Origin of the sequence: Nocardiopsis sp. NPDC007018 (genome assembly GCF_040635075.1) — a bacterium.
Taxonomy (GTDB): Bacteria; Actinomycetota; Actinomycetes; order Streptosporangiales; family Streptosporangiaceae; genus Nocardiopsis.
The window spans coordinates 1-24,999 of record NZ_JBEYHA010000015.1 but is presented as its reverse complement, the minus strand read 5'-3'; the positions used below and the strand labels follow the sequence as shown (position 1 = coordinate 24,999).

17 protein-coding genes are annotated in these 24,999 nt (G+C 71.6%); 5 read left to right on the top strand and 12 right to left on the bottom strand.

Translation table 11 applies throughout. The annotated features are described in order from the left end of the window. Positions 1–78: 78 nt before the first annotated feature. Together glpK and ABZ635_RS10845 are read left to right on the top strand one after the other, a co-directional pair. On the top strand, positions 79–1,578 hold the full coding sequence (gene glpK, locus ABZ635_RS10850; RefSeq protein ID WP_357762255.1) for a glycerol kinase GlpK: 1,500 nt from the start codon (positions 79–81) through the stop codon (positions 1,576–1,578). Between the two features lie 179 nt (positions 1,579–1,757). Next, entirely contained in the window at positions 1,758–2,519 is a 762-nt protein-coding gene (locus ABZ635_RS10845; RefSeq protein WP_357762252.1) for an MIP/aquaporin family protein, read from the top strand. Positions 2,520–2,590: 71 nt separating this feature from the next. Here the strand turns inward: ABZ635_RS10845 and ABZ635_RS10840 are convergent, their stop codons facing one another. Further along, positions 2,591–3,445, bottom strand: coding sequence for a helix-turn-helix transcriptional regulator (locus ABZ635_RS10840; protein ID WP_357762250.1), 855 nt, complete (start codon positions 3,443–3,445; stop codon positions 2,591–2,593). A 457-nt stretch (positions 3,446–3,902) separates the two neighbouring features. On the opposite strand from ABZ635_RS10840, the gene ABZ635_RS10835 reads away from it, so the two are divergent. Further along, entirely contained in the window at positions 3,903–5,471 is a 1,569-nt protein-coding gene (locus tag ABZ635_RS10835; RefSeq protein WP_357762247.1) for a glycerol-3-phosphate dehydrogenase/oxidase, read from the top strand. Positions 5,472–5,727: 256 nt separating this feature from the next. Here the strand turns inward: ABZ635_RS10835 and ABZ635_RS10830 are convergent, their stop codons facing one another. The 11 genes from ABZ635_RS10830 to ABZ635_RS10780 form a co-directional block, all read right to left on the bottom strand. Then, positions 5,728–5,931, bottom strand: coding sequence for a cold-shock protein (locus tag ABZ635_RS10830; protein ID WP_014912876.1), 204 nt, complete (start codon positions 5,929–5,931; stop codon positions 5,728–5,730). A gap of 279 nt (positions 5,932–6,210) precedes the next feature. Further along, positions 6,211–8,724 (bottom strand): glycoside hydrolase family 2 protein, encoded by a 2,514-nt coding sequence (locus ABZ635_RS10825; RefSeq protein WP_357762244.1) that lies wholly within the window; start codon positions 8,722–8,724, stop codon positions 6,211–6,213. A 79-nt stretch (positions 8,725–8,803) separates the two neighbouring features. Further along, complete coding sequence (locus ABZ635_RS10820; RefSeq protein WP_357762241.1) at positions 8,804–9,712, bottom strand: ATP-binding cassette domain-containing protein; 909 nt, start codon at positions 9,710–9,712, stop codon at positions 8,804–8,806. A gap of 4 nt (positions 9,713–9,716) precedes the next feature. Continuing rightward, positions 9,717–10,670 carry an ABC transporter ATP-binding protein gene (locus ABZ635_RS10815; RefSeq protein ID WP_357762238.1) on the bottom strand — a complete coding sequence of 318 codons (954 nt, stop codon included), beginning with the start codon at positions 10,668–10,670 and terminating at the stop codon, positions 9,717–9,719. Continuing rightward, complete coding sequence (locus ABZ635_RS10810; protein ID WP_357762235.1) at positions 10,670–11,581, bottom strand: ABC transporter permease; 912 nt, start codon at positions 11,579–11,581, stop codon at positions 10,670–10,672. Before ABZ635_RS10810 ends, ABZ635_RS10815 begins: the two co-directional genes overlap by 1 nt. After that, the gene (locus tag ABZ635_RS10805) at positions 11,578–12,573 is read right to left on the bottom strand and encodes an ABC transporter permease (protein WP_357762232.1); all 996 of its coding nucleotides are present in this window, start codon (positions 12,571–12,573) and stop codon (positions 11,578–11,580) included. Before ABZ635_RS10805 ends, ABZ635_RS10810 begins: the two co-directional genes overlap by 4 nt. Before the next feature lie 67 nt (positions 12,574–12,640). After that, positions 12,641–14,338, bottom strand: coding sequence for an ABC transporter substrate-binding protein (locus ABZ635_RS10800; RefSeq protein WP_357762229.1), 1,698 nt, complete (start codon positions 14,336–14,338; stop codon positions 12,641–12,643). Positions 14,339–14,512: 174 nt separating this feature from the next. Beyond that, complete coding sequence (locus ABZ635_RS10795) at positions 14,513–15,559, bottom strand: LacI family DNA-binding transcriptional regulator (protein WP_357762480.1); 1,047 nt, start codon at positions 15,557–15,559, stop codon at positions 14,513–14,515. 189 nt (positions 15,560–15,748) lie between these two features. Beyond that, on the bottom strand, positions 15,749–16,627 hold the full coding sequence (locus ABZ635_RS10790) for a DNA-formamidopyrimidine glycosylase family protein (protein WP_357762226.1): 879 nt from the start codon (positions 16,625–16,627) through the stop codon (positions 15,749–15,751). 115 nt (positions 16,628–16,742) lie between these two features. Next, the gene (locus tag ABZ635_RS10785) at positions 16,743–19,841 is read right to left on the bottom strand and encodes a DNA helicase (RefSeq protein ID WP_357762223.1); all 3,099 of its coding nucleotides are present in this window, start codon (positions 19,839–19,841) and stop codon (positions 16,743–16,745) included. A gap of 189 nt (positions 19,842–20,030) precedes the next feature. Beyond that, positions 20,031–21,635, bottom strand: a complete 1,605-nt coding sequence (locus ABZ635_RS10780; RefSeq protein WP_357762220.1) for a PucR family transcriptional regulator ligand-binding domain-containing protein — start codon at positions 21,633–21,635, stop codon at positions 20,031–20,033. 183 nt (positions 21,636–21,818) lie between these two features. Here ABZ635_RS10780 and ABZ635_RS10775 point away from each other — a divergent pair, with 183 nt between their 5' ends. Together ABZ635_RS10775 and ABZ635_RS10770 are read left to right on the top strand one after the other, a co-directional pair. Beyond that, entirely contained in the window at positions 21,819–23,105 is a 1,287-nt protein-coding gene (locus ABZ635_RS10775; RefSeq protein ID WP_357762217.1) for an aspartate aminotransferase family protein, read from the top strand. Between the two features lie 23 nt (positions 23,106–23,128). Further along, a complete protein-coding gene (locus ABZ635_RS10770; RefSeq protein WP_357762214.1) occupies positions 23,129–24,637 on the top strand; it encodes a CoA-acylating methylmalonate-semialdehyde dehydrogenase in 1,509 nt (502 codons plus the stop codon). Positions 24,638–24,999 lie beyond the last annotated feature (362 nt).

Here is a 24,999-nt window from a genome sequence, read left to right as displayed (position 1 = left end):
CATCGTTCGGTGAGCATCGCCGATCACACCGTTTCCCATCCCGTTCCAGAGCCGTCCAGCACCTGAAGGCGAGCACCGATGAGTCAGCAGTACGTCGCCGCGATCGACCAGGGCACCACGTCGAGTCGCTGCATCCTCTTCGACCGGGACGGACGCATCGTCTCGGTCGACCAACGAGAGCACCGACAGATCTTCCCGAAGCCGGGCTGGGTCGAGCACGACGCCCTGGAGATCTGGACCAACGTCGAGGCCGTGGTCCAGGAGTCGCTCCGCAAGAGCGACATCACTCCCGACCAGATCGCCGCCATCGGGATCACCAACCAGCGCGAGACCACGCTGGTCTGGGACCGGGAGACCGGTGATCCGGTCTACAACGCGATCGTCTGGCAGGACACCCGCACCGACGACATCGTGCGCGAACTCGGCGCCGAGGAGGGCCAGGACCGGTTCCGCGCCCAGTGCGGGCTCCCCCTGGCGACCTACTTCTCCGGCCCCAAGATCCGCTGGCTGCTCGACAACGTGGAGGGTGTCCGCGAGCGGGCCGAGCGCGGCGAACTGCTGTTCGGGACCATGGACACCTGGCTCATCTGGAAGCTCACCGGACGGCACGTCACCGACGTGACCAACGCCAGCCGCACCATGCTCATGAACCTGGCCTCCCTGGACTGGGACCCCGAGGTCCTGGCGGCCATGGGCATCCCGGCCAGCCTGCTGCCGGAGATCCGCTCGTCCTCGGAGGTCTACGGCGAGTCCACCGGCTACCTGGCGGGCACGCCCGTGGCCTCGTCCCTGGGCGACCAGCACGCCGCCCTGTTCGGGCAGACCTGCTTCGACCCGGGCGACGTCAAGGGCACCTACGGCACCGGCACGTTCCTCGTCATGAACACCGGCACCGAGCCCGTGACCTCCGAAAACGGCCTGCTCACCACTCTGGGCTACAAGATCGGCGACGCGCCCGCCGTGTACGCCCTCGAAGGCTCGATCGCGGTCACCGGCGCCCTGGTGCAGTGGCTGCGCGACAACCTGGGCCTGATCTCCTCCGCGCCGGAGATCGAGACGCTCGCACGCACCGTCGACGACAACGGCGGCTGCTACGTCGTCCCGGCCTTCTCCGGCCTGTTCGCCCCGCACTGGCGCAGTGACGCGCGCGGCGTGATCGCCGGTCTCACCGGCTACGTCAACAAGGGGCACATTGCCCGGGCCGTCCTGGAGGCCTCCGCCTGGCAGACCCGCGAGGTCGTCGACGCCATGAACGCCGACGCCCGGATCGATCTGACCACCCTCAAGGTGGACGGCGGCATGACCGCGGACAACCTGCTCATGCAGATCCTGTCCGACGTGCTCGACGCCGAGGTCGTGCGGCCGATGGTCGCCGAGACCACGTGCCTGGGCGCGGCGTACGCGGCCGGGCTCGCGGTGGGCTACTGGCCGGACATCGAGACGCTGCGCGCCAACTGGCACAAGGCCGCCGAGTGGAACCCCCGCATGGAGCCCGAGGTCCGGGACCGCGAGTACCACAACTGGAACAAGGCCGTTCAGCGCACCCTCGGCTGGGTCGAGCACGACGACGCCGGGTAGCACCCGGTCGGCGCGGGACCCGGGCGCGGCGCACGGTCGTCCCGGCCCTCGCGCGACCGAACCGCACGACGACCGCGCCCCGGGGGTCCCACCGACCCGGCCCCCGGCGCGCGTGCCGGGGGCGCCGGGAGGCGCCCCGCCCATCCATCTCGGCAGCCCCGCTCGGGGCGGAGGTCTCCATGGAAAACATGTCGATGTACCTGGCGGAGTTCGTCGGTACGGCCATTCTGATCCTGCTCGGCGGCGGTGTGGTCGCCGGCGTCTCACTCGCCCGTTCCAAGGCCCTCGCCGGAGGGTGGATCGTGGTGACGTTCGGCTGGGGTATGGCGGTCGCGATGGCCGTCTACGTCGTCGGCACCGTCTCCGGCGCCCACATCAACCCGGCGGTCACGCTCGGCCTGGCCAGCATCGGCGAGTTCGAGTGGGCCCTGGTCCCCGGGTACGTCGTCTCGCAGCTGCTCGGCGCCATCGTGGGCGCGTGCCTGGTCTTCCTCGCCTACTTCGCGCACTGGAGGATCACCGACGACCCCGAGGCCAAACTGGGCGTCTTCAGCACCGCCCCCGGAGTGCGCAACCCGGTCGCCAACCTCACCACCGAGGTCATCGGTACCGCGATGCTGGTACTGGGCATCCTCGGCATCGGAGCCAACGAGGGGTCGGTCACCAAGGGAGACGCCGACCTGTCGTCGCTGTTCGCGCACGGTCTGGCCCCGCTGCTCGTGGGTCTGCTGGTGCTGGCGATCGGCCTGTCGCTCGGTGGCCCGACGGGCTACGCCATCAATCCCGCACGTGACCTCGGTCCCCGCATCGCGCACGCGCTGCTGCCCATCCCGGGCAAGGGGCCCTCCGACTGGGGGTACGCGTGGATTCCGGTGGTCGGCCCGCTCGTGGGCGGTGTGATCGGCGCCTGGATCTGGCACCTGACCGGCTTCGGCACCTGAGCCGCGCCCGTCACCGCCGCTCGTAGGGGGCGCCCGGCCGGGCCGGGCGCCCTGCGGCGTTCACGGGGCCCTCACGGACCCAGGTGGACCTCCTCCAGGTAGTCGATGGTCTCCCCGGGCCGCAGCGCCACCAGCCTGAGGTGGTTGACCAGCTGCTGGTACCGGGCGACCTCGTCCGGCTCCTCCAGGTAGATGCCGTCCGTGGCGGTCTCCAGGTAGACGACCGTGGGGTCGATGACGTGGGGGAACTCCAGGATCACGCAGGAGCCCCCGGCCCCGGGGTTGAGCTTGGCCGCCCGGGTCAGCTGGACGGTGACGTTGGGCCGTTGGGCCATCTCCAGGAGGTGTCTGACCTGGGACCTGCGGACCTCGGGGTGGTCGCGCAGGCGCAGGAGCGCCCCCTCGTCGAAGATGGCCCACAGCTCGGGCGGGTCCTGGTCCTCCAGGATGCGCTGCCGGGTCATGCGGGCGTCGATGTCCCTGCGGATCTCCTGGGGGTTGGCCAGGCACGCCTGGGCCGCGACCCTCATGTACTCCGGGACCTGGAGGAGTCCGGGGATGACGACGGGCTGCCAGGACGTGATGCGTCTGGCCTCCGTCTCGAAGCCGACGAAGCGCGCGGCGAGCACGTCCCGGTACCGGGACCACCAGCCGCGTTCGAGGGACTGGCGGCACAGGTCGATGATCTCGTCGAACTCTCTGCCCCGGGAGACCTCGCAGGCTTCCAGGACCGCCCTGATCTCCTGGACGCTGGGGCGCTTCTTGACCCCCGACTCGATGTTGGAGTAGGTGGACCTGGACAGGCCCGCGGCCGCGGCGGCCTCTTCGCTGGTCTTGCGGGCGGCGAGCCGGACCCGCCGCAGTTCGGCGGAGAGCCGGCGCCGCCGGATCGTGGGTGAGTACCTAGTGGCCATGATGTGGTTCATCGTAGGACCGGAGATGCCTCCCAAGCGGGACAATCCGGGGAACTCGAAGTCCAGACTTTCTTCTGGCGCTGGGACCCGGGAAACCACCTTCCCGAATCCTGGATTCCAGTCAGAAAAAGGGGTGAACCGCGCCTGTCAGGCCTTGAACCGACATGTCGGCGCGACGGACCCCGCCGCCCCGCGCGTGAGGCTCCCCCACCGACTCGGACACCGCCCGGGTTCGACAATGCCGAACCTCAGCACACAACAAGCGACCACTCAAACCCCGAGAGTCACACCAGGCATCACGAACCCCCTCGCGCGCTCCCCAGCACCGAGGGAGAGCGCCCGAACGGTGGCGCCGAACTCCCCTAGCGTTCGGCATTGTCGTATTATGCGTACGACACCCACCTGAAACGTGGAGCCCGTTCAGGTACGTGCGGTAACGCCCCCCTTCCCAACGGACGGAGCACCAGCCATGACCGCCAGCGCACACCGAAGCGACGCCCGCTCGCACCGAGCGCGCACGCGCGACGAACTCACCCGGGGCACCTTCGACCTCCTCGTCATCGGCGGCGGCATCCTCGGCACCTCCGTCGCCTGGACCGCCACCCAGGCGGGCCTGCGCGTGGCCATGGTGGACGCGGGCGACTTCGCCGGCGCCACCTCCAGCGCCTCGTCCAAGCTCGTGCACGGCGGTCTGCGCTACCTCCAGACCGGCAACGTGCGCCTGGTCGCGGAGAACCACAAGGAGCGCCGTTCCCTCGCCTCCGACGTGGCCCCCCACCTGGTCAACCACCGCCCCTTCCTCGTCCCGGTCTACTCCGGGGGACCGCACGGCGCCGCGAAGATGGGCGCGGGCGTCTTCCTCTACTCCGCGCTGTCGGCCTTCGGCGACGGCATGGGCCGCCTGCTCTCCCCCCTCCAGGCCAAGCGGCTGGCCCCGGGGCTGCGCACCGAGGGGCTCAGGTCCGTGGCCGCCTACAGCGATCACCAGATGAACGACAGCCGCATGGCGGTGATGACCGTGCGCGCCGCCGTGGACGCCGGTGCCGTGGTGCTCAACCACGCCGAGGTGCGGGGTCTGCGCACCACGCGCGGGCGCGTGACCGGCGCCGACCTGCACGACCGGGTCGCGGGCGAGGACTTCGGGATCGACGCGCGGCTGGTCCTCAACGCCACCGGGCCCTGGGTGGACCACCTGCGTCGCATGGAGGACGCGGCCGCGAACCCCAGCGTGCGCCTGTCCAAGGGGGCACACCTGGTGCTGAGCACCCCCGACCCCTGGCGGGCCGCGCTCACGATCCCGGTGGACAAGTACCGGGTGTCGTTCGCCATCCCGTGGGAGGGGCACCTGCTCCTGGGCACCACGGACGAGGCCTTCGAGGGCGACCCCGCCGACGTGGGCGTGGTGCCCGGTGACGTCGACCAGATCCTCGGCGAGGCCGCGCTGGGCATCGACGCCCCCTACCTGGACCGCGACCGCATGACCTACTCGTTCGCCGGGCTGCGCGTGCTGCCGGGCGGGCCCGGGGACACCAGCTCCGCGAAACGGGAGACCGTGGTCAGCCAGGGCCGGGGCGGCATGCTCTCGGTGGCGGGCGGCAAGTGGACGACCTACCGGCACATCGGCCGGACCGTCCTGGAGGAGCTGCGCAGGGTGTCGGCGGTGCCGCTGGCCGAGGACATGGCCGACCCGCTGCGCACGGTACCGCTGCCCGGTCTGGCCAGCCCGGACGCGGTCGCCCAGCGCCTGATCATCGACCGCGACCCGGGAGCGCGGCTGGACCCGCTGGTGGCGCGCCACCTGGCGTCGCACTACGGCAGCCTCGCCATGGACATCGCCGCGTCGGTACGCGACCGGCCCGAGCTGGGCGAGCGCGTCCACCCGGACGGCCCCGACATCTGGGCGCAGGTGGTGTTCGCCCGCGACCGCGAGTGGGCGGTGACCGTCGACGACGCGCTGCGCCGCCGCACCACCGTCACCGTTCGCGGGCTGGACACCGCCGAGGTACGCGAGCGCACCCGCGCCGTCCTGGAGGCCTGAGCCCCCGGCTGGGCCCTTCGGGCACGCCAGGAGCCACCACAGCGACACGAGGACCCCGGGGCCGTCGGTGACGGCCCCGGGGTCCCGCGCGTAGGGACCCCTCCGCTCCTCGGGCGCCACCGTGCCCGGAGGCGGCCCGATCCCGGAGGACGGCCCCGGCTCCGGACACGCGAAAGCCCCCGGAGAGGCGAACTCTCCGGGGGCTCTCAGCGACGTTCACGCCCACGAGGGGCGACATCGCTACGTCTATGCGGTCTTAGATCGCGACGACGTTCTCGGCCTGCGGGCCGCGGGTGCCAGCGACGATCTCGAACTCCACGCGCTGGTTCTCCTCCAGGTTACGGAAGCCCGTGCCCTGGATGGCGCTGTAGTGAACGAAGGCGTCGGGGCCACCGTCGTCGGGGGAGATGAAGCCGAAGCCCTTCTCGCCGTTGAACCACTTCACAGTTCCCTGAGCCATGTTTTCTCCTTCAGCTCGGTGTACACGGACGCATACTCACACGCCCGAAAATTGCCGCGAGCCGACTCCATGAGAAACCGCCCGCCGGTCACAAACTCCGCGGGCAAGACACCAACTGCGAAATTCAACGACTAACAATCACTACTGAACGTACCACAGCCGGGCCCGGTGGCGAGGGTTTTCGGTGTGGCAACCCGCACGGCCCGCCGAGGAATACCGGCGGGCCGGGCCGGGTACGCGTGTGACGCCCGTGACGGCCACCCGCGTGTCACGGAACGATCACCGGTCGTTCGCGAGGACATCGTTGACGCACCTCAGGACGGGTGGGGTCGTCACGGCGGCACCGTCGAGGCCGGCGCCTCCCGGCACCGTGAACGTGTGCGACTCGCCGGGCAGCAGCGTCACGAGGGCGCTGTCCGCAGCCGCCCCGGGATCGAGTCGGTCGACGTTCAGGACCAGATCCCTCAAGAGCACGCGGGCGCGGACGGTCACCCGCAAATCCGCGCCCTCCACCCGTGTTTGCGCGTCGAATTCCGGCTTTCGGTAGTCCAGGTCGAGATCGCGGAGGAAGAACCACCACGCCCGCTCCCCCGCGCCGTCGACGGTCACCACCTCACCGGCGGGTTCCGACGGCTCGGCGACCACCGTGGGCACCGGAACCCGCAGCGCGCCGCGCGGCGCCACCCGGACCTCGTGCGCGGACGCGGCCAGGGCCCGCCCGGTGTCCGTGCTCCGCCGCGCCAGGGTCACCTCGGTGACCCACTCCTCGTCGGTGTCGTTGCCCAGGACCACCACCAACCCGTCCGGGACGGGCTGCACGGTCACCACCCGGTCCGCGTACACGCGCCGCAGCGCGTACCACAGGGGCTTGCGCCGTCCCGCCCCGTCGACCGCCGCCCACGAGGTGACCGGCCAGCAGTCGTTGAGCTGCCACATCACCGTGCCCGTGCAGTACGGCCAGGTGGACCGGAAGTGCTCGATCCCCACGGTGAGGGCGCGCGCCTGGTTGACCTGGGTGAGGTAGTGCCAGTCGTCGTACCCCCACTCCCGGTCACCGAAGTGCGCTTCCAGTCCCCGAGCGAGCTTTCCGTTGCCGTCGACGGCCTTCTGGTGGTGCAGCACGCCCGGCGAGACGGGGGTGAGCGGGTCGTCGGTCACCGAGGCGCGCAGGGTGGCGTGGGTCGGCGGCGCCTGGTACCCGAACTCGGCGGCGAACCGGGGGCGGTGGTCGCGGTAGACGGTGTAGTCGGCCTCGTTCCACACGTCCCACAGGTGCATGGTGCCGTGCTCGGCCGCGTTGGGGTGGGTGCCGGCGTCCCCGGACCACGGGCTCCCGGGCCAGTAGGGGCGGGTGGGGTCCAGCTCGGCCACCACGCGCGGCAACAGGTCCAGGTAGTACCCGGCGCCCCAGGCACGGCCCTCCAACCGCTCCTTCCACCCCCAGTCCTCGTGCCCCCAGAGGTTCTCGTTGTTGCCGCACCAGACCGCGAGGCTGGCGTGCGGCGCCAGCCGCACGACCGCCTCCCGCGCCTCGGCCTCGACCTCCGCGGCCGTCGCGGCGTCCTCGGGGTAGGCGGCGCAGGCGAAGAGGAAGTCCTGCCAGACCAGGACACCGCGCTCGGAGCACAGTTCGTAGAAGTCCTCGGACTCGTAGATCCCGCCGCCCCACACCCGCAGCAGGTTGATCCCGGCGTCGCGGGCCTGGTCGATCCGCTCCCGGTAGCGGTCGCGCCCGATCCGGCTGGGGAAGGCGTCGTCGGGAATCCAGTTGGCACCCCGGACCAGCACGTCGCGGCCGTTCACACGCACGGCGAAGCCCGTGCCCTCGTCGTCGGGCGCGCTGCGCACCGCCACGCTCCGGAACCCGATCCGCCGTCGCCACGAGTCCAGCCCGCGACCGTCGGCGGCACCCGAGGAGAGTTCCACTCCGAGGTCGTACCGGGACTGGTCACCGTGCCCGCGCGGCCACCACAGCGCGGGTTCGGACACCACGAGGTCGAGGACGGCCTCCGTCTCCCCCGCGGCGAGGGTGGCGGTGGCGCGGGCCCCCGCCACCGTCGCCGTGAGGGTGAGCGGCGCCTCGGAACCCGGCCCGGTCCGCTCCACCCGCACGTGGGCGCTGACCCGGCCCAGGGAGCCGTCGTCGGTGACCGTCACCAGCGGCCGCACCGAGGCCAGCCGCGCCGTGGACCACGCGTGCAGCCGGACCGGCCGCCAGATGCCGGAGGTGACCACGGTCGGCCCCCAGTCCCAGCCGAAGTTGCAGGCCATCTTGCGGATGTACTGGTAGGGCTCGTCGTAGGCGCCCGGCAGCGGGCCAAAGCGCTCCCGGCGCTCCTCCGCGTACCGGTAGGGGGAGGCCAGGTTCACCTCCAGGGCGGGGTCCGGACCGCCCTCGGCCAGGGCACGGGTGACGTCGAAGCGGTACGAGCGGTGCGCGTTCTCGGTCCGACCGACCTCCCTGCCTCCCACCCGCACGACCGCGACGGTGTCCAGGCCCTCGCAGACCAGGTCCACCCGCTCCGCCGCCGCGACGTCGGGAGCGCGCTCCGGGGCCAGGTCGGCGAGGGAGCGCGCGTACCTCCAGTCCGTACGGCCGATCCAGCCCGACCGGTCCTCGTTGTCGTCGAGGTAGGGGTCCTCGATCAGTCCCCGGTCGAGGAGGTCGGTGTGGACGCAGCCCGGCACGGTGGCCGGGACCGCGCCCAGCGCGGCGGCCGGGCCGGGCAGGGTGCCCTCGTGGGGCTCCGCCGTCAGGGTCCAGCCCTCGCACAGGTCGAACCAGGAGGTCATGCGCGCTCCCTCTCACTACTGCTCACTACTGTCTGTTTCTTCGGTCGGGCCGTCCTCCCGGCCCCGGGGGCCGCCGGGATCAGCCCTGGTCGATACCCACGAAGTGCCCCTCCTCGACCTCCAGCAGCGGCGCGGTGTCGTCGCTGTCGGCCACGGGCAGCTCCACGTCCTCGGGCGGGTTCGCGGCCAGCTCCGCGTCCACCTCGGCCCAGGTCCGGTGCAGCTGCGGCACGCACGAGAGCAGATGGCGGCTGTAGGGGTGCAGCGGGTTCTCGAACACCCGGCGGGTGGGCCCCATCTCGGCGATCGCCCCCTTGCGCAGGATCACCGACCGGTCGCTCACGTAGTTGCCCAGGGAGAGGTCGTGGGTGACGAACAGGATGCCCAGGCCCCGTTCCTTGAGGTCGCCCAGCAGGTTGAGCACGTCGATCCGGGTGGAGGCGTCCAGCATGCTGATCACCTCGTCCGCCACCAGCATCCGGGGGTCGAGCAGGAGCGCGCGGGCGATGAGCAGGCGCTGCAACTGCCCGCCGCTGAGCTGGTGCGGGTACTTGTCCAGCACGTTCTCCGGGTCGAGGCGGACCGTGCCGACCACGTCGAGGACCCGCTCCCGCCAGTCGGCGTTCGACACCTCGGGAAAGTACGAGGAGCGGATCATCGCGAAGACGCGGTCGGCCTTGAAGATGGGGTTGAAGGAGCTGAACGGGTCCTGGAAGACCCCCTGCACCCGCCGGTAGTACTCCTTCTTCGCGGTGAAGCCGCGCAGTCGGGTGACGTCATGCCCCTCGAAGCGGACGCTGCCGGAGCTCACTCCGGTCAGGCCGAGCACCATCTTGCCGATGGTGCTCTTGCCGCTGCCGCTCTCGCCGATCAGCGACACCACCTCGCCGGGGGCGACCGTGAGGCTGACGTCGCGGACCGCGCGCAGCCGGGAGCCGCCGAAAGCGCCCACCCGGTACACCTTGTGCACGTGGCTGAGTTCCAGCACGGCGCTACCTCCCCGTCTTCCAGCAGGCGGCCCAGTGGCCGGGTTCGATCTCCACCAGCGGCGGTACCTCGGCGCACTCCTCCGAGGCGAGGGGGCAGCGCTCCCGGAACCGGCAGCCCGAGGGCGGCCGCAGCAACCCGGGCGGCGTGCCGGGGATGCCCTCCAGGCGGGTGTCCTCGGTGGTGGTGCCGACCTCGGGCAGCGCCCCGATGAGCATCCGCGTGTAGGGGTGCTGCGGGTCGTTGATGAGGGCGGACGCCGGTCCCTTTTCCGCGATCCGGCCCGCGTACATCACCATCACCGAGTCGGCCATCTGGTAGACGAGCGAGATGTCGTGGGTCACGAAGATCATGCTCTTGACGTAGCCGCGATCGCGGAACTCCACCATGGACTCCGCCACCGAGCGCTGGGTGGACACGTCCAGCGCCGAGGTCGCCTCGTCGGCGATGAGCAGGGACGGGTTGAGGAGGGTGGCCATGACCATGACCACGCGCTGCTTCATGCCGCCGGACAGCTCGATCGGGAAGCGCCGGAGCACGTCGGGGTCCAGGCCCACGAGCTCCAGGCGCCGACGGAGCTCCTGGGCCACCGAGGCGGGCCGTACCCCGCGCGCCCGCAGCAGCTCGTCGATCATCCTCCCGATCCTGCGGGTCGGGTTGAGCGCGCTCATCGCGTACTGCGGGACGAGCGAGATCTCGTGGTACCGGAAGGGGTCCATCGCGCGGTCGTCCGCGATGGGCACGTCCTTGCCGTCCAACTCGATCGTGCCGTCGACGTGCCGCATCCGGCCGTCCAGCCGGATCAGGCTCTTGCCGAGGGTGGTCTTGCCGCAGCCGGACTCCCCGGCCAGGCCCATGATCTCCCCGTCCGCGAGGTCGAAGCTCACCCCGTCGAGGGCGTGGACGTCCCCGCGCAGGGTCTGGTAGTAGACCTTCAGGTCCTTGACGCGCAGGGTCATCACAGCTCCCGCAGCTTGGGGTTGAAGACCTCGTCCAACCCGACGTTGAGGATGTACATCGAACCGACCAGGGCGGTGATCCCGGCACCGGGCGGGACGAACCACCACCACATGCCGAGCTGGAGGGCGCTCCAGGACCCGGCGTTCTCCAGCATCAGGCCGAGGGAGACGCCGCCCGCCGGGCCCAGGCCGATGAAGTCGAGCCCGGCCGCGATGAGGATGGCGCCACCGAACAGCAGGATGAACGACATCACCAGATAGGAGCTCATGTTGGGGGCGATCTCGCTGGTGATGATCCGCCAGGTGCGCCGTCCGCTGAGCCGGGCCAGGTCCACGTAGTCCCGGCTGGCCAGGCTCAGGGCCTGGGAGCGGACCGCTCGCGCGGCCCACGGCCACGACGTCAGCCCGATGAACAGCGCCTGGACGACCAACCCGCGCACGTCGAGGTAGGCGACGGCCACGATCAGCACGACCATGCCGGGCAGGACCAGCACGACGTTGGTGAGCATGTTGAGGACCTCGTCGACGATCCCGCCCTTGTATCCGGCCACGAACCCGACGGTGGTGCCCACGAGGAACGCGATGCCGCCTCCGAGCAGCCCCGTGAGGAAGGTCGAGCGCATCCCGAACACGAACTGGGCCCAGATGTCCTGGCCGAACGTGGTGGTGCCCAGCCAGTACTCGGAGTTGGGGGGCTGGCTCTGCGGGCCGACGTAGGCGTTGGGGGCGTGGTCGATGAACAGGGGCCCGACCAGACCGATCGCCAGGAGGGCGAGCACGATCCCCGAGCCGATGAGCAGCTTGGGGTTGCGCCGGGCGAAGTGCAGCGTCTCGGACACCCGGCGTTCGCCGGTCGCCTCGGGTGTGCCTCCGGGGTCGGTGGCCCCGGGGGTGCCGGGGATGCTGGTCATGAGGCGCCTCCCGTCATCTGGACGCGCGTACGCGGGTCGACCATGACGTAGATGATGTCGATGATGAAGTTGGCGATCAGTACGCCGACGACCACGAACAGGAAGATCCCCTGGAGCAGGAAGAAGTCGCGGTTGTTCAGCGAGTTGAGGATCAGGGTGCCCAGGCCCGGGTAGTTGAAGACGATCTCGGTGAGCAGGGCCCCCGCGATCAGCGTCCCCAGCTGCACGGCGAGCCCGGTGATCTGCGGCAGCATCGCGTTGCGGAACGCGTAGCGGCGGATCAGCCGACGGGGGGCGCCCAGGGCCTGGAGGTAGTTCGAGTAGTCCGCCTCCAGCTCGTAGATGATCATGTTGCGCATACCGATCGCCCAGCCGCCCAGGGCCACGACGAACATGGACAGGAACGGCAGGAACCAGTGGGAGATCAGGTTCGAGACGAACACCCACGACCATGAGGGCGTGAGCGCGAAGCTGTACCCGCCCGCCGTCGGGAAGAACCCGCCGACCACCGACAGCGAGTAGGCCAGCAGCAGCGCGATCCACATGTAGGGCATCGCGGTGAGGATGTAGCCGATCGGCAGGACGGTGTTGTCCAGCACCTTGCTCCGCGCCGCGAAGGCGCCGAAGCGGTTGCCGACGATCCAGCTGAGAATGATCGCGGGAAGCAGCAGGCCCAGAGTGAAGGGCACGTGCCGCAGGATGACGTCGGTGACGGGCTCGGGGTAGAGCCAGACACTCAGACCGAGGTCACCGCGCAGGAGCCCGGACCAGAAGCTGAGGTACTGCTGGTGCAGCGGGGTGTCGAGTCCGAAGACCTCGTTGTAGTAGGCGGTCATCCGCTCCAGGGCCTCCGGGTCGGAGACCGAGGCCCTGCTCAACATGCTCCGGACGGGGTCGCCCGGCATGAAACGCGGGATCATCCAGTTGATGGTGACCGCCACGACGAAGGTGATGCCGTAGATGCCGATCTTGCGGCCCATGTAGCGCCACACGGGTGTCCTCCAGGTGTGGGGGCGCGGAGCGTGGGGCGTCCCCTCCCGGGAACGCCCCACGTGTGCGCTATTCGGCCAGTTCGATCTCGGCGAGGGTACGGATCGCGCCCATCTGGTACATGTTGTTCCACATGGTGGCGAAGTTGTCGGGGGTGCCCTCGTCCTCACTGGGCCAGTTGGTCCACACCTGGTTGCTGGCCTGGGACCACATGCCGTTGTACCAGAGCGGGATGATCGGCAGGTCCTCCAGGAAGATGCCCTGGATGTCGGAGGTGATCGCGGCCATGCCCTCCACGTCCTCGGCGGGGGTCGCGGCGAGCTGTTCGGTGAGCTCCCACGCCTCCTCGTTCTCGTACCGGGCGTAGTTGGCCGTGGTCTGCTGGTCGCGGATCGGCAGCTGGAAGATGAAGTCGTAGTACGTCCAGGGCGTGTTGCTCAGGCTCCGGTCGTTGTTGATCATCAGGTCGAACTCGGCCTTGCGGAAGTTCTCGATGAGCAGTTCGTGTTCGGGGAAGGCCGGTTCGACCTTGATCCCGGCCTCCTGCGCGTTCTGGGCGATGACGTTGGCCGCCTCCATCCAGTCGCTCCAGCCCGAGGGGACCTCCAGCTTGAGGGCGATCGGCTCACCGTCGGGGGTCTCGACGAAGCCGTCGCCGTCCTCGTCCAGGTAGCCGGCCTCCTCCAGGATGGCCACCGCCTCGGTGGAGTCGTAGGTGAAGCCCTCGTCCGCGACGAGTTCGTGGTCGATGAACTCCTCCCACTGCGGGAGCAGGCCGGTGGGGTCGGCCGGCTCGACGAGGTTGGTGTAGGGGCCCTCGACGATCTGGTCGATGTCGATCGAGTGGGCCAGCGCCCGCCGGAACTCGGGGTCGCCCAGGGCGGGGTGCTCGTGGTTGGGGACGAGCCAGGCGGTGTTCGCGGACTGCATGTACGGCGGGCCCGCGAAGTAGCTGGTGATGTTGTTGTCGCTGCTGATGACCTGGTCGATGCCGGGGAGGAAGTTGTTGGAGAGGTCGACCTCGTGGTTGCTCAGCATGTTCATCGTGACGTCGTTGGACGCGTTGACGATGTCGACGATGTAGGTCGGCTTCATCTCCAGGCCGAGGGCGTCGGTGCCCCACCAGTCGTCGTTGCGCTTCCAGACCATGCGGTCGTCGGCGTGGTTCTCGTAGACGTAGGCGCCGGTGCCGACCGGGTCGGAGTTGGGGTCGTCGTTGACCTGTTCCTGGGACTTCTCCGCCCAGAGGTGGTCGGGGACGATCGCGCGGTTGGCCACCCAGTTCATCCACTCCTGCGGGCGCGGTTCCGAGAAGGTGAGGGTGACCTCGCGCTCGCTGGTGGCCTCGGCGCTCTCCAGGTAGTCCCACACGTTGCTGTAGTGGATGTCGAAGTGGCCGAGCTCCAGGGTGGTGACGACGTCCTGGGCGACCAGGGGCTCACCGTCGGTCCACTCGACCCCGTCGCGAAGGGTGATGACATGCGTGTTCTCGTTGGGCCACTCGTCGCTCTCGGCGAGCCAGGGCGTGTACTCGCCCTCGTTGGGGTCGAAGATGAAGAGGGGTTCGTAGACCAGCCCCACGGTCCCGACCGCGTAGTTGCCCTCCATGATCGGATTCCAGTTGGTGGGGGGTCCCCAGGCGGTTCCGGTGGTGTACAGCGTCTCGTTCCGGGGGTACCCGGCTCCGCCCTCCGCGCCCTCGCCCGAGCACGCGCTGACGACCAGCGCCAGCGCCGCCAGAGCGGCGGGAAGCCTCAGAGATCTCATCTCGACTCCTTCTTTCACCCGGTCGGCCCTGGGAATGGGGGGAAGCCGATCCTGGAAACAACAGGGGCTGGGAGCGCTCCCAATAGTGGGAGCGAAGGACCGTTGCTGAACCGGGTAAGTGACGTTAACAACAACACGGACCGACGAACCCCGTCAATCCCCGACACTTCGGTGTTATCCGCTTGTAACAGCGTTCTCGGGGTGTCCCACCAGCGGCCCCGTGCTCCCCCGGGGGTGCAGTTCCCCCGTCGGAGTCTCCTCGCTCTCCACCCGGTCCCCGTCCAGGACCCGGCCGAGCATCCGGGCGACCTGCCGACCGTGACCCGCGACGTCCCGGCTGATCGCGGTCAGTGAGGGCCGCACCAGGCGGCACAGGGCGGAGTCGTCCCACGCCACGATCGACAGCTGGGCGGGCACGTCCACACCCATCTCCGCGGCTACCCCGAGCCCCGCCACCGCCATCAGGTCGTTGTCGTAGACGAGGGCGGTCGGCCGGTGCGCGGAGGCCAGCAGCCGCCGCGTGATCCGGGTGCCGCCCTCCCCCGTGTAGTCGGCGTGCACCGAGTACGCCCCGGTCAGGCCCGCCTCGGTCGCCGCCTCATGGAAGGCCGCGCCGCGCACCCGGGTGTGCACGAACTCCTCCGGGCCGGCGATCCTGGCCACACGGCGGTGGCCAAGGGCCGCGAGGTAGTGCACCACCTCCCGGACCGGGGCACCGTCGTCGGTGTACAGGCAGGGCAGGCCGCCGACGCCGTCCGGACCGCCCAGGAACACGGCGGGCAGCCCGAGCGAGCGCACCGCCTCCGGCCGGAGGTCGTCCACCCGCAGGTCGACCATGACCACCCCGTCCACCCGGCGCTCGGAGGCCCAGCGCCGGTAGACCTCCAGGTCCGCGCCCGCGTCGTCGGTGACCTGGAGCAGCAGGTCCACCCCCGACGACGCCAGCTCCGTCTCGATGCCGGAGACCAGCTGCATGAAGAACGGTTCGACGCCGAGTGAGCGGGCCGGACGGTCCACCACCAGCCCCACGGCGCCGACCCGGCCGCCCGGGGACAGCGCCCGCGCCGCCTTGCTGGGTGCCCACCCCAGGTCACGGGCGATGCCCAGGATGCGTTCCCGCGTCTCCTCCGAGACGCCGGGTCGCCCGTTGAGCGCGTAGGAGACCGCCCCCTTGGACACGCCCGCCGCCCGGGCGATGTCCATGATCGTCGGCCTGCGCATCAGGGCGCCCATGGTGTTCCCCTCATGAACCCTCCTCGTGTCCGCCGCCGGGATCGGGGCTCCGCGCACCCGAAACACTGAACCGGTTCAGCGGTCGACTCGGGATTGTACCCACGGGGCACACGGGACCTCCCGTGCTTTTCGGGAGGGCGGCCTGCCCGGAGAACCGCTGCGGGAGGGCGTTCGGGGCTACCGCTGGCAGCCGCGACACCAGTAGAGCGTGCGCCCGGACAGCTCGGTGGCCGCGACCGGCGACGAGCACACGCGGCAGGGGTCACCGGTCCGGTAGCAGACGTACAGGGTGTCCGGCCTGGGCACCGGACGTGCTCCGGGGTCGGGGCGGTCCTCCGGACGGGTGGTGATGATGAAGCCGTCCCGGACGCCGTCCCGCAACAGCCCGACGAGGTCGTCCCACAGGGCGTCCCAGCGTTCCCGGGTCAGGTCGCGACCGGGCGTCAGGGGGTCGATCCCGGCGCGGAAGAGGGACTCGGCCCGGTAGATGTTGCCGATGCCCGCGATGACGTCCTGGCGCATGAGCAGCACCGCCAGACTGCTGCGCGACCGGCTCACCGTCCGCCACGCGCGTTCGGGGTCGGCGTCGGGGCGGAGCGGGTCCGGTCCGAGGCGCGCCTGGACGGCGTGCTTCTCCTCGACGGTGATGACCTCGCAGGCGGAGGCACCGCGCAGGTCGGCCCAGCCCGACGTGTTGACCAGGCGGGCACGGACCGCGCCCACCGGCTCGGGCGGGACCACGAAGCCGTCCGGGTCGCGCTCCAGGTCGAGCCGGTCGGCCCCCTCGGCGCGCGGCGCGCCCAGGTGGCGCTCTCCGTCCGCGTCTCCGAAGGTCCACGCGCCGTAGAGGCCGAGGTGGACCCGGAGCCAGTCACCGGAGTCGAACCCGAGGAACAGGTGCTTGCCGTGCGCCTCGCTCTCGGTGAGCACGCGGCCGTCGACGCGTGCCGCACCCTCGGAGAAGCGCCCCTGGGGACTGCTGGCCCTGACCGTGCCGCCGCCGAAGGCCTTCTCGAAGTGTGCGGCCAGCCGGTGCAGCGTGTGACCCTCAGGCACCCGTGTCCCCTTCTGTGAGCATGTGTCCGTCGGTCCCAGAATAGGGCGCGGATGGGGGGCGGCCGTCGGCGGAGCGGCACGACGGACCCGGCAGCCGATGACGGGGATGCCGGGTTCAGCGGGCGGACAGGATCTCCTCCACCAGGGCTCGCGGGTCGGTCAGGCAGCGCCAGGCGGGAACGACCACCACGAGGTCGTCGGTGGCCTCGTTGAGCGCGTCACCCCTGGTGAGGAGGCGGCGCAGGGCCGGGCCGTCCGGTGCGTCGTCGAGCAGCAGGACCACGCGACGCGCACCGTAGCCGACCACCAGGTCGGCGGTCCAGCCGTGGACGCGACGGCCCGCCTCCACCGCCGCCCCGGCCGCGCGCAGGGCGTCCGCCAGGGCGGCGGAGGCCGGGGTGGAAGCGGGACGGCCGGGTCCGGCGAGGAGCTCCCCGAGAGGGCCCTCGCCGCCGGACCAGTGCGACCGGTCCCCCACCACCAGGAGGCGGTTCCGGGTCCGGGTGAGCAGCGACGACCACAGGTGGGTCGCCTGGCGCACCCTGCGCTCCGCGATGGCGGGGGCGCCGGAGGAGAGCATCGGGGAGAGCACGGTGACGTCGGCGCGCGCGGAGTCGGAGTCCAGCAGGTCGGGGCCGCCGACGCGGACCCGGTGCCGCAGGTCGCGCTGGCGCAGCAGGCGGCGCACCAGCGCCACCTGCGGTTGCAGGGGCGCCACCACCGCCACGTCGCTGTCCTCGGGCAGGTCGCGGTCGAGTTCGGCCACGACCACGGCCACCCGGTACGCCTCCTCACGGTTGACGTAGGACGAACCGGGCGCCGCCTCGCACTCTCCCTCGACGTCGCGCCACTCGAACACGGGCCCCCCGCCGCCCCGGGGCGGACCGGTCACGACGAGCCGTCCGCCGTAGCAGTGGCGTGAGGCGGCCGAGCCGAGGTCCTCGGGGGCTCCCTCGTGTTCGTCCAACCAGAGCGCGGGCGGGGCCGCCGCACGCGCGGCCCGCAGCGCCGAGCCCGCGCCGTACCGCAGCGCGCGTTCGTCCAGCTGGTCCGCGGCCAGTCCGGCGGCGGCCAGGGCCCGCCGCTCCTCCTCCGGTTCCATGACACTGGCCGGACCGGGGTGGGCGGGGTCGCCCACCACCACCGCGCGGCTCGCCCGGTAGAGCACCGGAAGAAGCTCGCTGACCGGGGTCCGTTCGGCGCCGAGCACGACGACCAGGTCGAACGTCCCGGCCTCGGACGGCAGGGTCCGGGCCCGGTCGGTGCGGCAGGCCCACACGGGCAGGGCGTCGAGGAGAGAGGCCGCCCCGGTCCAGCCGCCGTGGTGCCAGTTGAGCGCCTCCACCCGGTTCTCGACGGCGGTACGGCCCCGAAGGAGCCGCGGGACGGTGGCCGAGGCCAGGCAGGCGGCGCTGGCCCCACGGTGCGCCGACCAGGCGTCGGCCAGTTCCTCGGTGAGCTCGTTCAGCGGCGCGCACCGGGTCCTGCGGTCCACCGCCTCGCGCCACTCGCTCTCCAGACGGGCCACGGAGCACAGCTGGTCGAGTCCCTCGGGGTCGGTGGCCACTCCCAGTTCACGCCGGACGGCCGCCCGGTGCCCCAGGCCGCCCAGGCCGCCCGCCGACGCGCGTTCGGCCCGGTGCAGCCAGTACTCGGGGCCCCCGTGCTCGAGGGTGAAGAGGGCGTCGGGCGACCACCCCCGGGCGATGGCGCGCCCGCGCTCCTCGGCCAGTCCGGCGAGCACGTGTCCGTCGGCCGCGAGGGTGTCCATGGCCGCCCAGACCCGGCGTATCCGGTTCCAGGCGGCGGCCAGCTCGTCGCGGTGACCGGCCCCCTCTCCCCCCGGAGGGGGCGGTGCCGCGAGCTCCCGGGTGCCGGTGTGGCGTGCGAGCAGGTGGGTGAGCTGGCGCTGTTCGGCGGCGCGCCCGTGCGGTGCGTCCACACGCACGACCGGGTGCGCGGGGGCGGCGTCGGCCCGGGCCAGGACCGCGTCGAGGTCGTCCTCGGAGCGACCGCACACCAGGACCCGCTGCCCACTGGTGACGGCGGTGCGCACCAGGGAGTCGACCAGCTCGGGCACCCCGCTGCCGGGCGGGGCGGCCACGGCGGTGAGCTGTTCGCGCATCGCGGCGCGCAGGACCGCGTACTGGGACTGGCTGAGGTCCGTGGCGGAGACGGGGACGGGGGCGGGCGCGTGGTCGTGTTCCCCGTGACCCGCCCGGTGCCCGCGAGCGCGCCGGAGGAGCGGTTCGGGGACCGGCCAGGCCTCGGCCGCCCCGGTGGCGCGGGGCGCGGTGGGCGGCGCGCCGCCGAGCAGGGACCCCAGCGCGGTGCCGGGGACGGCGGCCGGGTCGATCCCGTCGCGGTCGGTGGGGTCGAGGTCGGCCAGTACGGCCTCCGCCCCGCACGGTGTGCCGTCGGCCCGGGTGTTCGCGCCCGAAGGGCCGGCGCGGAAGAGCACGGCGGTGTTGTGCGCTCCGGCGACGAGCGGGTGGGGTCGGCCGCGGGTGCCCAACGGCGCGATGTCGTCGATCCGTTCGATCTCCAGCCGGGTGAGCAGGGTGCGCACCTTGGCGGCGAGGTCGGCGACGGCGGCGGGCCGGTGGGCGGGGTCGGGGGCGTCGGAGCGCAGCCTGGCGCGCAGTTCGAAGAGGTCCTCCGGATCGGTGACACCCAGTCGGGTCAGGAGCGCGGTGTTGACGTCGGGCCTGCCCACGGCCCGCAGCCGGGGCCCCGGCTGCGCGCCCGGCCGACCGCCCCCCGCCTCCCCCGCGCCCGTGACACGCAGGTCCACGGTGAGCAGGGGCAGTGCCGCGCGTTCGGCCCCCTCCCCCAGGATGACCAGGGGGTAGCCGTACCGCAGTGCCTGACCGCGGCGTGCGGCCAGGTGCGCCACCCCGGCGCTCCCGGGGTGCGGGGGCAGGGTGTCCCGGGCCCCGCTGAACAGGAGTTCGGGCCCGGCGGGCAGGCAGACACAGGCGTCGCTCTCCAGGAGTTCGGCGCGCACCGTGTGGGAGAGCACCGCCTCACGGCGCAGGCAGGACCTCAGGTAGGCCAGGTAGGAGCGGACGTCGCCCCGGTCCGCCCGCAGCGCCCAGCGCACGGGCGTGGACCCGGCTCCGGCCGCCGGTCGGCCACCGTCGGCCGGCGGTCGTCCGGTGGCCGGGTAGTACCCGAGGCCACCGACCTGCTCATCGTCCCGTAACGACCTCACGACTCCCCCTGACCACCGCCGACCCCTCGTGGTCGACCGGCTACCCCCCGCTGTCAAGGGCCCATTCTGGTGCATCGTCCGCGTCCCCGCCCGGAGAACGCCGGAACCGGCACGCGTCGGCTCGAGGGTGACCGGCCCGAACTCCCGTACCCGGGCCGGGCTCCCTGCGGGTGTTCGGCCCCGCCCCCGTCAGCGCTGGTCCCGCAGCGAGTCCAGGGACAGCAGGGCCACGTGCAGCGACAGGCAGGTCTCGACCGACTCCAGGTCGGTGTCGAGCACGTTGGAGATCCGGCGCAGCCGTTCGTAGAACGCGGGCCGGGACAGGTGGGCCCGGCTCGCGGCCAGCGCCTTGTTGCGCCCCGCCCCGAGGTAGTGCCGGAGCATGTCCGCGAGGTCGCCTCCGTGCCGGGCGTCGTGGTCCAGGAGCGGGCCGAGCTCGCGCTCCACGTAGGTCTGGAGGCGCTCGTCGTCCCGGAACAGGTGCAGCAGCCCGCGCAGGTGCAGGTCGGGCAGCCGGTAGAAGGGGCGCCGGTCGCTCTGCTTGATCGCCACGTCCCCGACCTGGCGGGCCTCGAGGAACGAACGTCGGACCTCACGCACGTCGTCGGCGGCCGACCCGACGGCGAGGACCGCGGCGTCGCCCACGGCGCCGCGCAACCGGTCCGCGAGCAGGTGCAGGGTGGCGTCCAGCCGTCTGCGGTCCGGCAGGGCCAGCAGGATACCCACGCGCAGGTCGTCGAGGGAGCCCACCAGCGCGGGCAGGCGCAGCTCCCGACAGGCCCGGGCGGCGCCCTCGGCGGTGTCGGAGAGGCGGGCCTGCGCGGCCAGGCCGGTGCCGCTCTCACGCAGCCGCAGGACCAGGCCGACCATCTCCCGGTTGTGCAGGGGCACCCCAACGGCGCGGGCCCGGACGAGGGCCTCCTCCGGATCGGAGTACGCGCGGTCGATGATGCCCGCGATGATCGTGCGGTGGGTCTGGCGTTCCAGGCTCTCCTGGTGGCGTTCGAGCAGGCGGCCGAGGGCCAGTGTGGTGGCGGCGCGTTCAATGAGCACGGTCTGGCGCCCGGTCGGGCCGGCGCCGACGATCAGGATGAGCCGCCCCCAGTCCTGACCCCGGGCACCGACGGTGGTCACGAGCCAGCCGGAGGCGGGCGCGTGGACGGTCCGGGTTCCGGTGCGGATCGCGCGCGATCGGCTCTCCCAGGAGGTGAGCAGGGTTCCGGGGTCCTCGCCGTTGAGGTCGCAGGCCAGGACCTGGTGGGCGAGGTTCTCCAACACGACCGGGCAGCCGGAGAGCTGGGTCACCTCGTGCAGGATCTGCCCGACGTCGGCCCCCTCCACGGACAGCTGGGTGAAGACCGAGTGCAGCTTCTCGGACTCGCGCAGTTCCTCCAGCTGCTCGTTGACCACCCGGATGTGCACGGCCTCGGTGATCTCCACGAAGCGGGCCTCGCGGTCGAGCAGGATCACGGGGATTCGGGCGTCGCGGGCGGCTTCGAGGAAGGCCGGGGGGAGTTCGGCGTGGTACTTGCGGCCGAGTTCGACGGCGATGCCGCTGACTCCGGCGTCGGCGATGTCCTCGATGTAGCGGCGCAGCGCGAGGGGGTCGTCGGGCATGGCGATGCCGGTGCTGAGCACCAGTTCGCCGCCCCGCAACAGGTGGGCGAGGTCGGTGACCTCGGCGATGTGGACCCAGCGCACGGCGACGTCGAGGTACTCGGAGCCGGCCACCACTCGGGGCCGGGCCTTCTGGAGCGCGGGCAGCTGGAGGAGCTCGGCAAGGGTGGGAAGCACAGGCGACAGTCTAGGACGCTCTGTCAGGTTCGAAGGCGGTTTGCTTTACACCGTGCCGAGCCGCCCGGTCTGTGAGTCCCGGTCCGGCCGCCACCCCCCTTCTTTACACTCTGTAAACCCAGCCAGCATGTTGTCAACATGGTGGTCCTGGTCAACCCCCGCGGCCCTGGGGACACTGGGGTCATGTCGGAACTCCTTGCACGCCACCGCGCGGTCATGCCCTCCTGGTTGCCCCTCTACTACGAGTCCCCGCTGGAGATCGTGAGCGGAAAGGGCGCCCGTGTCACGGACGCCGAAGGCCGCACCTACCTGGACTTCTTCACCGGCATCGTGACCAACATGCTCGGTTACGACGTCGCCGAGGTCCGCGAGGCGGTGGAACGCCAGGTGGCCAGGGGCGTCGTCCACACCTCCACCCTCTACCTCATCCGCTCGCAGGTGGAACTGGCCGAGAAGATCGCCCGCCTGTCCGGCATCCCCGACGCCAAGGTGTTCTTCACCAACTCCGGCACCGAGGCCAACGAGACGGCCCTGCTCCTGGCCACGCACGCGCGCGGCAGCGACGAGGTGCTGGCGATGCGCGGCAGCTACCACGGGCGGTCCTTCGGCACCGTCGCGGTCACCGGGAACCGCGCCTGGAAGAACTCCTCCCTCTCCCCCCTCAACGTGCACTACCTGCACGGCACCGACCACGCCGCCCCCGCGTTCCGGCACCTGAGCGAACGGGAGTACGTCGACGTCTGCGTGGCCGACCTGCGCGCGGTCCTGGACACCGCTGCGCCCGGCGTGGCCTGTCTGATCGCCGAGCCCGTCCAGGGCGTGGGCGGGTTCGCGATGCCCCCGGACGGCCTGTACGCCGCCTACAAGGAGGTGCTCGACGAACACGGCATCCTCTTCGTCTCCGACGAGGTGCAGACCGGCTGGGGCCGGACCGGGACCAGCTTCTTCGGGATCGGCAACCACGGGGTCACCCCGGACGCCATGACCTTCGCCAAGGGCCTCGGCAACGGCTTCGCGGTGGGCGGTGTGGTGGCGCGCGGCGACCTCATGGACGGCCTGACGGCGCTGGGTGTGGCCACCTTCGGCGGCAACCCCGTGTCGATGGCCGCGGCCGGGGCCACCCTCGACTACGTGCTGGAACACGACCTCCAGGGCAACGCCCTCCGCCAGGGAGCCACCGTGATCGAGGGCCTGCGGGCCCTGCGCGAACTCGACTGCGTGAAGGACGTGCGCGGCAGGGGCCTGATGTTCGCGATCGAGATGGCCGACCCTGCCACCGGCGCGCCCTCCTCGCCCCTGGCGGGGAAGGTACTGGAGGCCACTCGCGAACGGGGACTGCTCGTGGGCAAGGGCGGCGTGCACGGCAACGTGCTGCGGATGGCGCCGCCGCTGACCCTGACGACCGAGGAGGCCGCCGAGGGCCGCGACCTCCTGCTGGACGCCGTCCGCGCCGTCGCCGCCCAGGCCTGAAGACCGCCCCAGGAGGAGCAAGCATGAGCAAGCACGTCACCCACTGGATCGGCGGCGCCGCCCACGAGGGCCCCGCCGGGCGGACCGGCGACATCCACAACCCGGCGACCGGAGCGGTCACCGGAACGGTGGCCCTGGCCGGGCCCGAGGAGGTCGGCGCCGCCGTGGCCGCGGCCAGGGCGGCCTTCCCCGCCTGGCGCGACACCTCCCTGTCGCGGCGGGTCCAGGTCCTGTTCCGGTTCCGGGAGCTACTGAGCGCGAACAGCGAGCGGCTCGCGGAGGCGGTCAGCGCCGAGCACGGCAAGGTCCTCTCCGACGCCCGGGGCGAGGTCGCCCGGGGGCTGGAGGTCGTGGACTTCGCCTGCGGCATCCCCCACCTGCTCAAGGGCGGGTACTCCGAGAACGTCTCCACGGGGGTGGACGCCTACTCGATCCTCCAGCCGCTCGGCGTGGTCAGCGGCATCACGCCGTTCAACTTCCCGGCCATGGTGCCGATGTGGATGTTCCCGGTGGCCATCGCCTGCGGAAACACGTTCGTGCTCAAGCCCAGCGAGAAGGACCCGTCCGCGTCGGTGCTCCTGGCCGAGCTGTGGGCCGAGGCCGGGCTGCCCGACGGGGTCTTCAACGTCGTGCACGGGGACAAGGCCGCGGTGGACGCGATCCTGGAGCACCCGGACGTGGCGGCGGTGAGCTTCGTCGGGTCCACCCCGATCGCGCGGTACGTGTACCGCACCGCCGCCGAGCACGGCAAGCGCGTCCAGGCGCTGGGCGGGGCGAAGAACCACATGGTGGTGCTGCCCGACGCCGACCTGGACCTGGCGGCGGACTCGGCGGTCTCGGCCGGGTTCGGCTCGGCGGGCGAACGCTGCATGGCCGTGTCGGCGGTGGCCGTGGTGGAGTCGGTCGCCGACGACCTGCTGGAGCGCGTGCGCGAACGCGTCTCGCGGCTGCGGGTCGGCCCCGGCGACGACGAGCGCAGCGAGATGGGTCCGCTGGTCACCCGTGAGCACCGCGACAGGGTGGCGTCCTTCCTGGAGTCGGGCGTGCGCGAGGGCGCGACCCTGGCGGTGGACGGCAGGGTGCACCCGGTCCTGGGCGGGGAGGCGGACGGCTTCTGGCTGGGCCCCTCGGTCCTGGACCACGTCACCCCCGCGATGTCCTGCTACCGCGAGGAGATCTTCGGTCCGGTGCTGAGCGTGCTGCGTGTGCGCGACTACGACGAGGCGGTCCGGTTGGTCAACGAGAACCCGTACGGGAACGGGACGGCCGTCTTCACCAACGACGGCGGGGCGGCGCGGCGGTTCCAGAACGAGGTCGAGGTGGGGATGGTGGGGATCAACGTGCCCATCCCGGTGCCGATGGCGTACTACTCCTTCGGCGGCTGGAAGCAGTCGCTGTTCGGTGACTCGCACGCGCACGGCACCGAGGGGGTGCACTTCTACACTCGGACCAAGGCGGTCACGGCCCGCTGGACCGACCCGGGGCGGCGCCCCGAAGGCGGCGTGGACCTGGGCTTCCCTACCAACGGTTAGCCGGTGCTCAGGGGAAATAACCGGCGGATGTCTCTCACTGACGGTCGACGGCGGGCCACACGGAGTATCGTGGTCCACTGACACCCCTCGCGGGGTGCGGCCGCGACCGCGCGAGCCACGCCTAGACCATCCTGGAGAGACGCGCTCAATTCCCCTCCTCCCCATGGAAGCGGGCGCGTCTACGGAAGCGCTCCGGGTCCTCGACTCCCCCTGGACCCGGAGCGCGACCGTCTGAGACCGCCGTGCGCCTAGGGCGTGTTCCGCGGATCATTCCGGGCTCGCGACCACCAGGCTGCCTCTCGCTGCGCCGACTTCGCTCGGACAGCCAAACCCGGGCGGGCCCCCGCTGTGCGACACTGCGG

Bases quoted from the DNA above. Each gene is read 5' to 3' on its own strand.
- ABZ635_RS10795 (WP_357762480.1), bottom strand. From the start codon at position 15,559: ATGCGCAGGCCGACGATCATGGACATCGCCCGGGCGGCGGGCGTGTCC.
- ABZ635_RS10770 (WP_357762214.1), top strand. From the start codon at position 23,129: ATGAGCAAGCACGTCACCCACTGGATCGGCGGCGCCGCCCACGAGGGC.
- ABZ635_RS10775 (WP_357762217.1), top strand. From the start codon at position 21,819: ATGTCGGAACTCCTTGCACGCCACCGCGCGGTCATGCCCTCCTGGTTG.
- ABZ635_RS10815 (WP_357762238.1), bottom strand. From the start codon at position 10,670: ATGACCCTGCGCGTCAAGGACCTGAAGGTCTACTACCAGACCCTGCGC.
- ABZ635_RS10845 (WP_357762252.1), top strand. From the start codon at position 1,758: ATGGAAAACATGTCGATGTACCTGGCGGAGTTCGTCGGTACGGCCATT.
- ABZ635_RS10835 (WP_357762247.1), top strand. From the start codon at position 3,903: ATGACCGCCAGCGCACACCGAAGCGACGCCCGCTCGCACCGAGCGCGC.
- ABZ635_RS10840 (WP_357762250.1), bottom strand. From the start codon at position 3,445: ATGAACCACATCATGGCCACTAGGTACTCACCCACGATCCGGCGGCGC.
- glpK (WP_357762255.1), top strand. From the start codon at position 79: ATGAGTCAGCAGTACGTCGCCGCGATCGACCAGGGCACCACGTCGAGT.
- ABZ635_RS10830 (WP_014912876.1), bottom strand. From the start codon at position 5,931: ATGGCTCAGGGAACTGTGAAGTGGTTCAACGGCGAGAAGGGCTTCGGC.
- ABZ635_RS10800 (WP_357762229.1), bottom strand. From the start codon at position 14,338: ATGAGATCTCTGAGGCTTCCCGCCGCTCTGGCGGCGCTGGCGCTGGTC.
- ABZ635_RS10825 (WP_357762244.1), bottom strand. From the start codon at position 8,724: ATGACCTCCTGGTTCGACCTGTGCGAGGGCTGGACCCTGACGGCGGAG.
- ABZ635_RS10810 (WP_357762235.1), bottom strand. From the start codon at position 11,581: ATGACCAGCATCCCCGGCACCCCCGGGGCCACCGACCCCGGAGGCACA.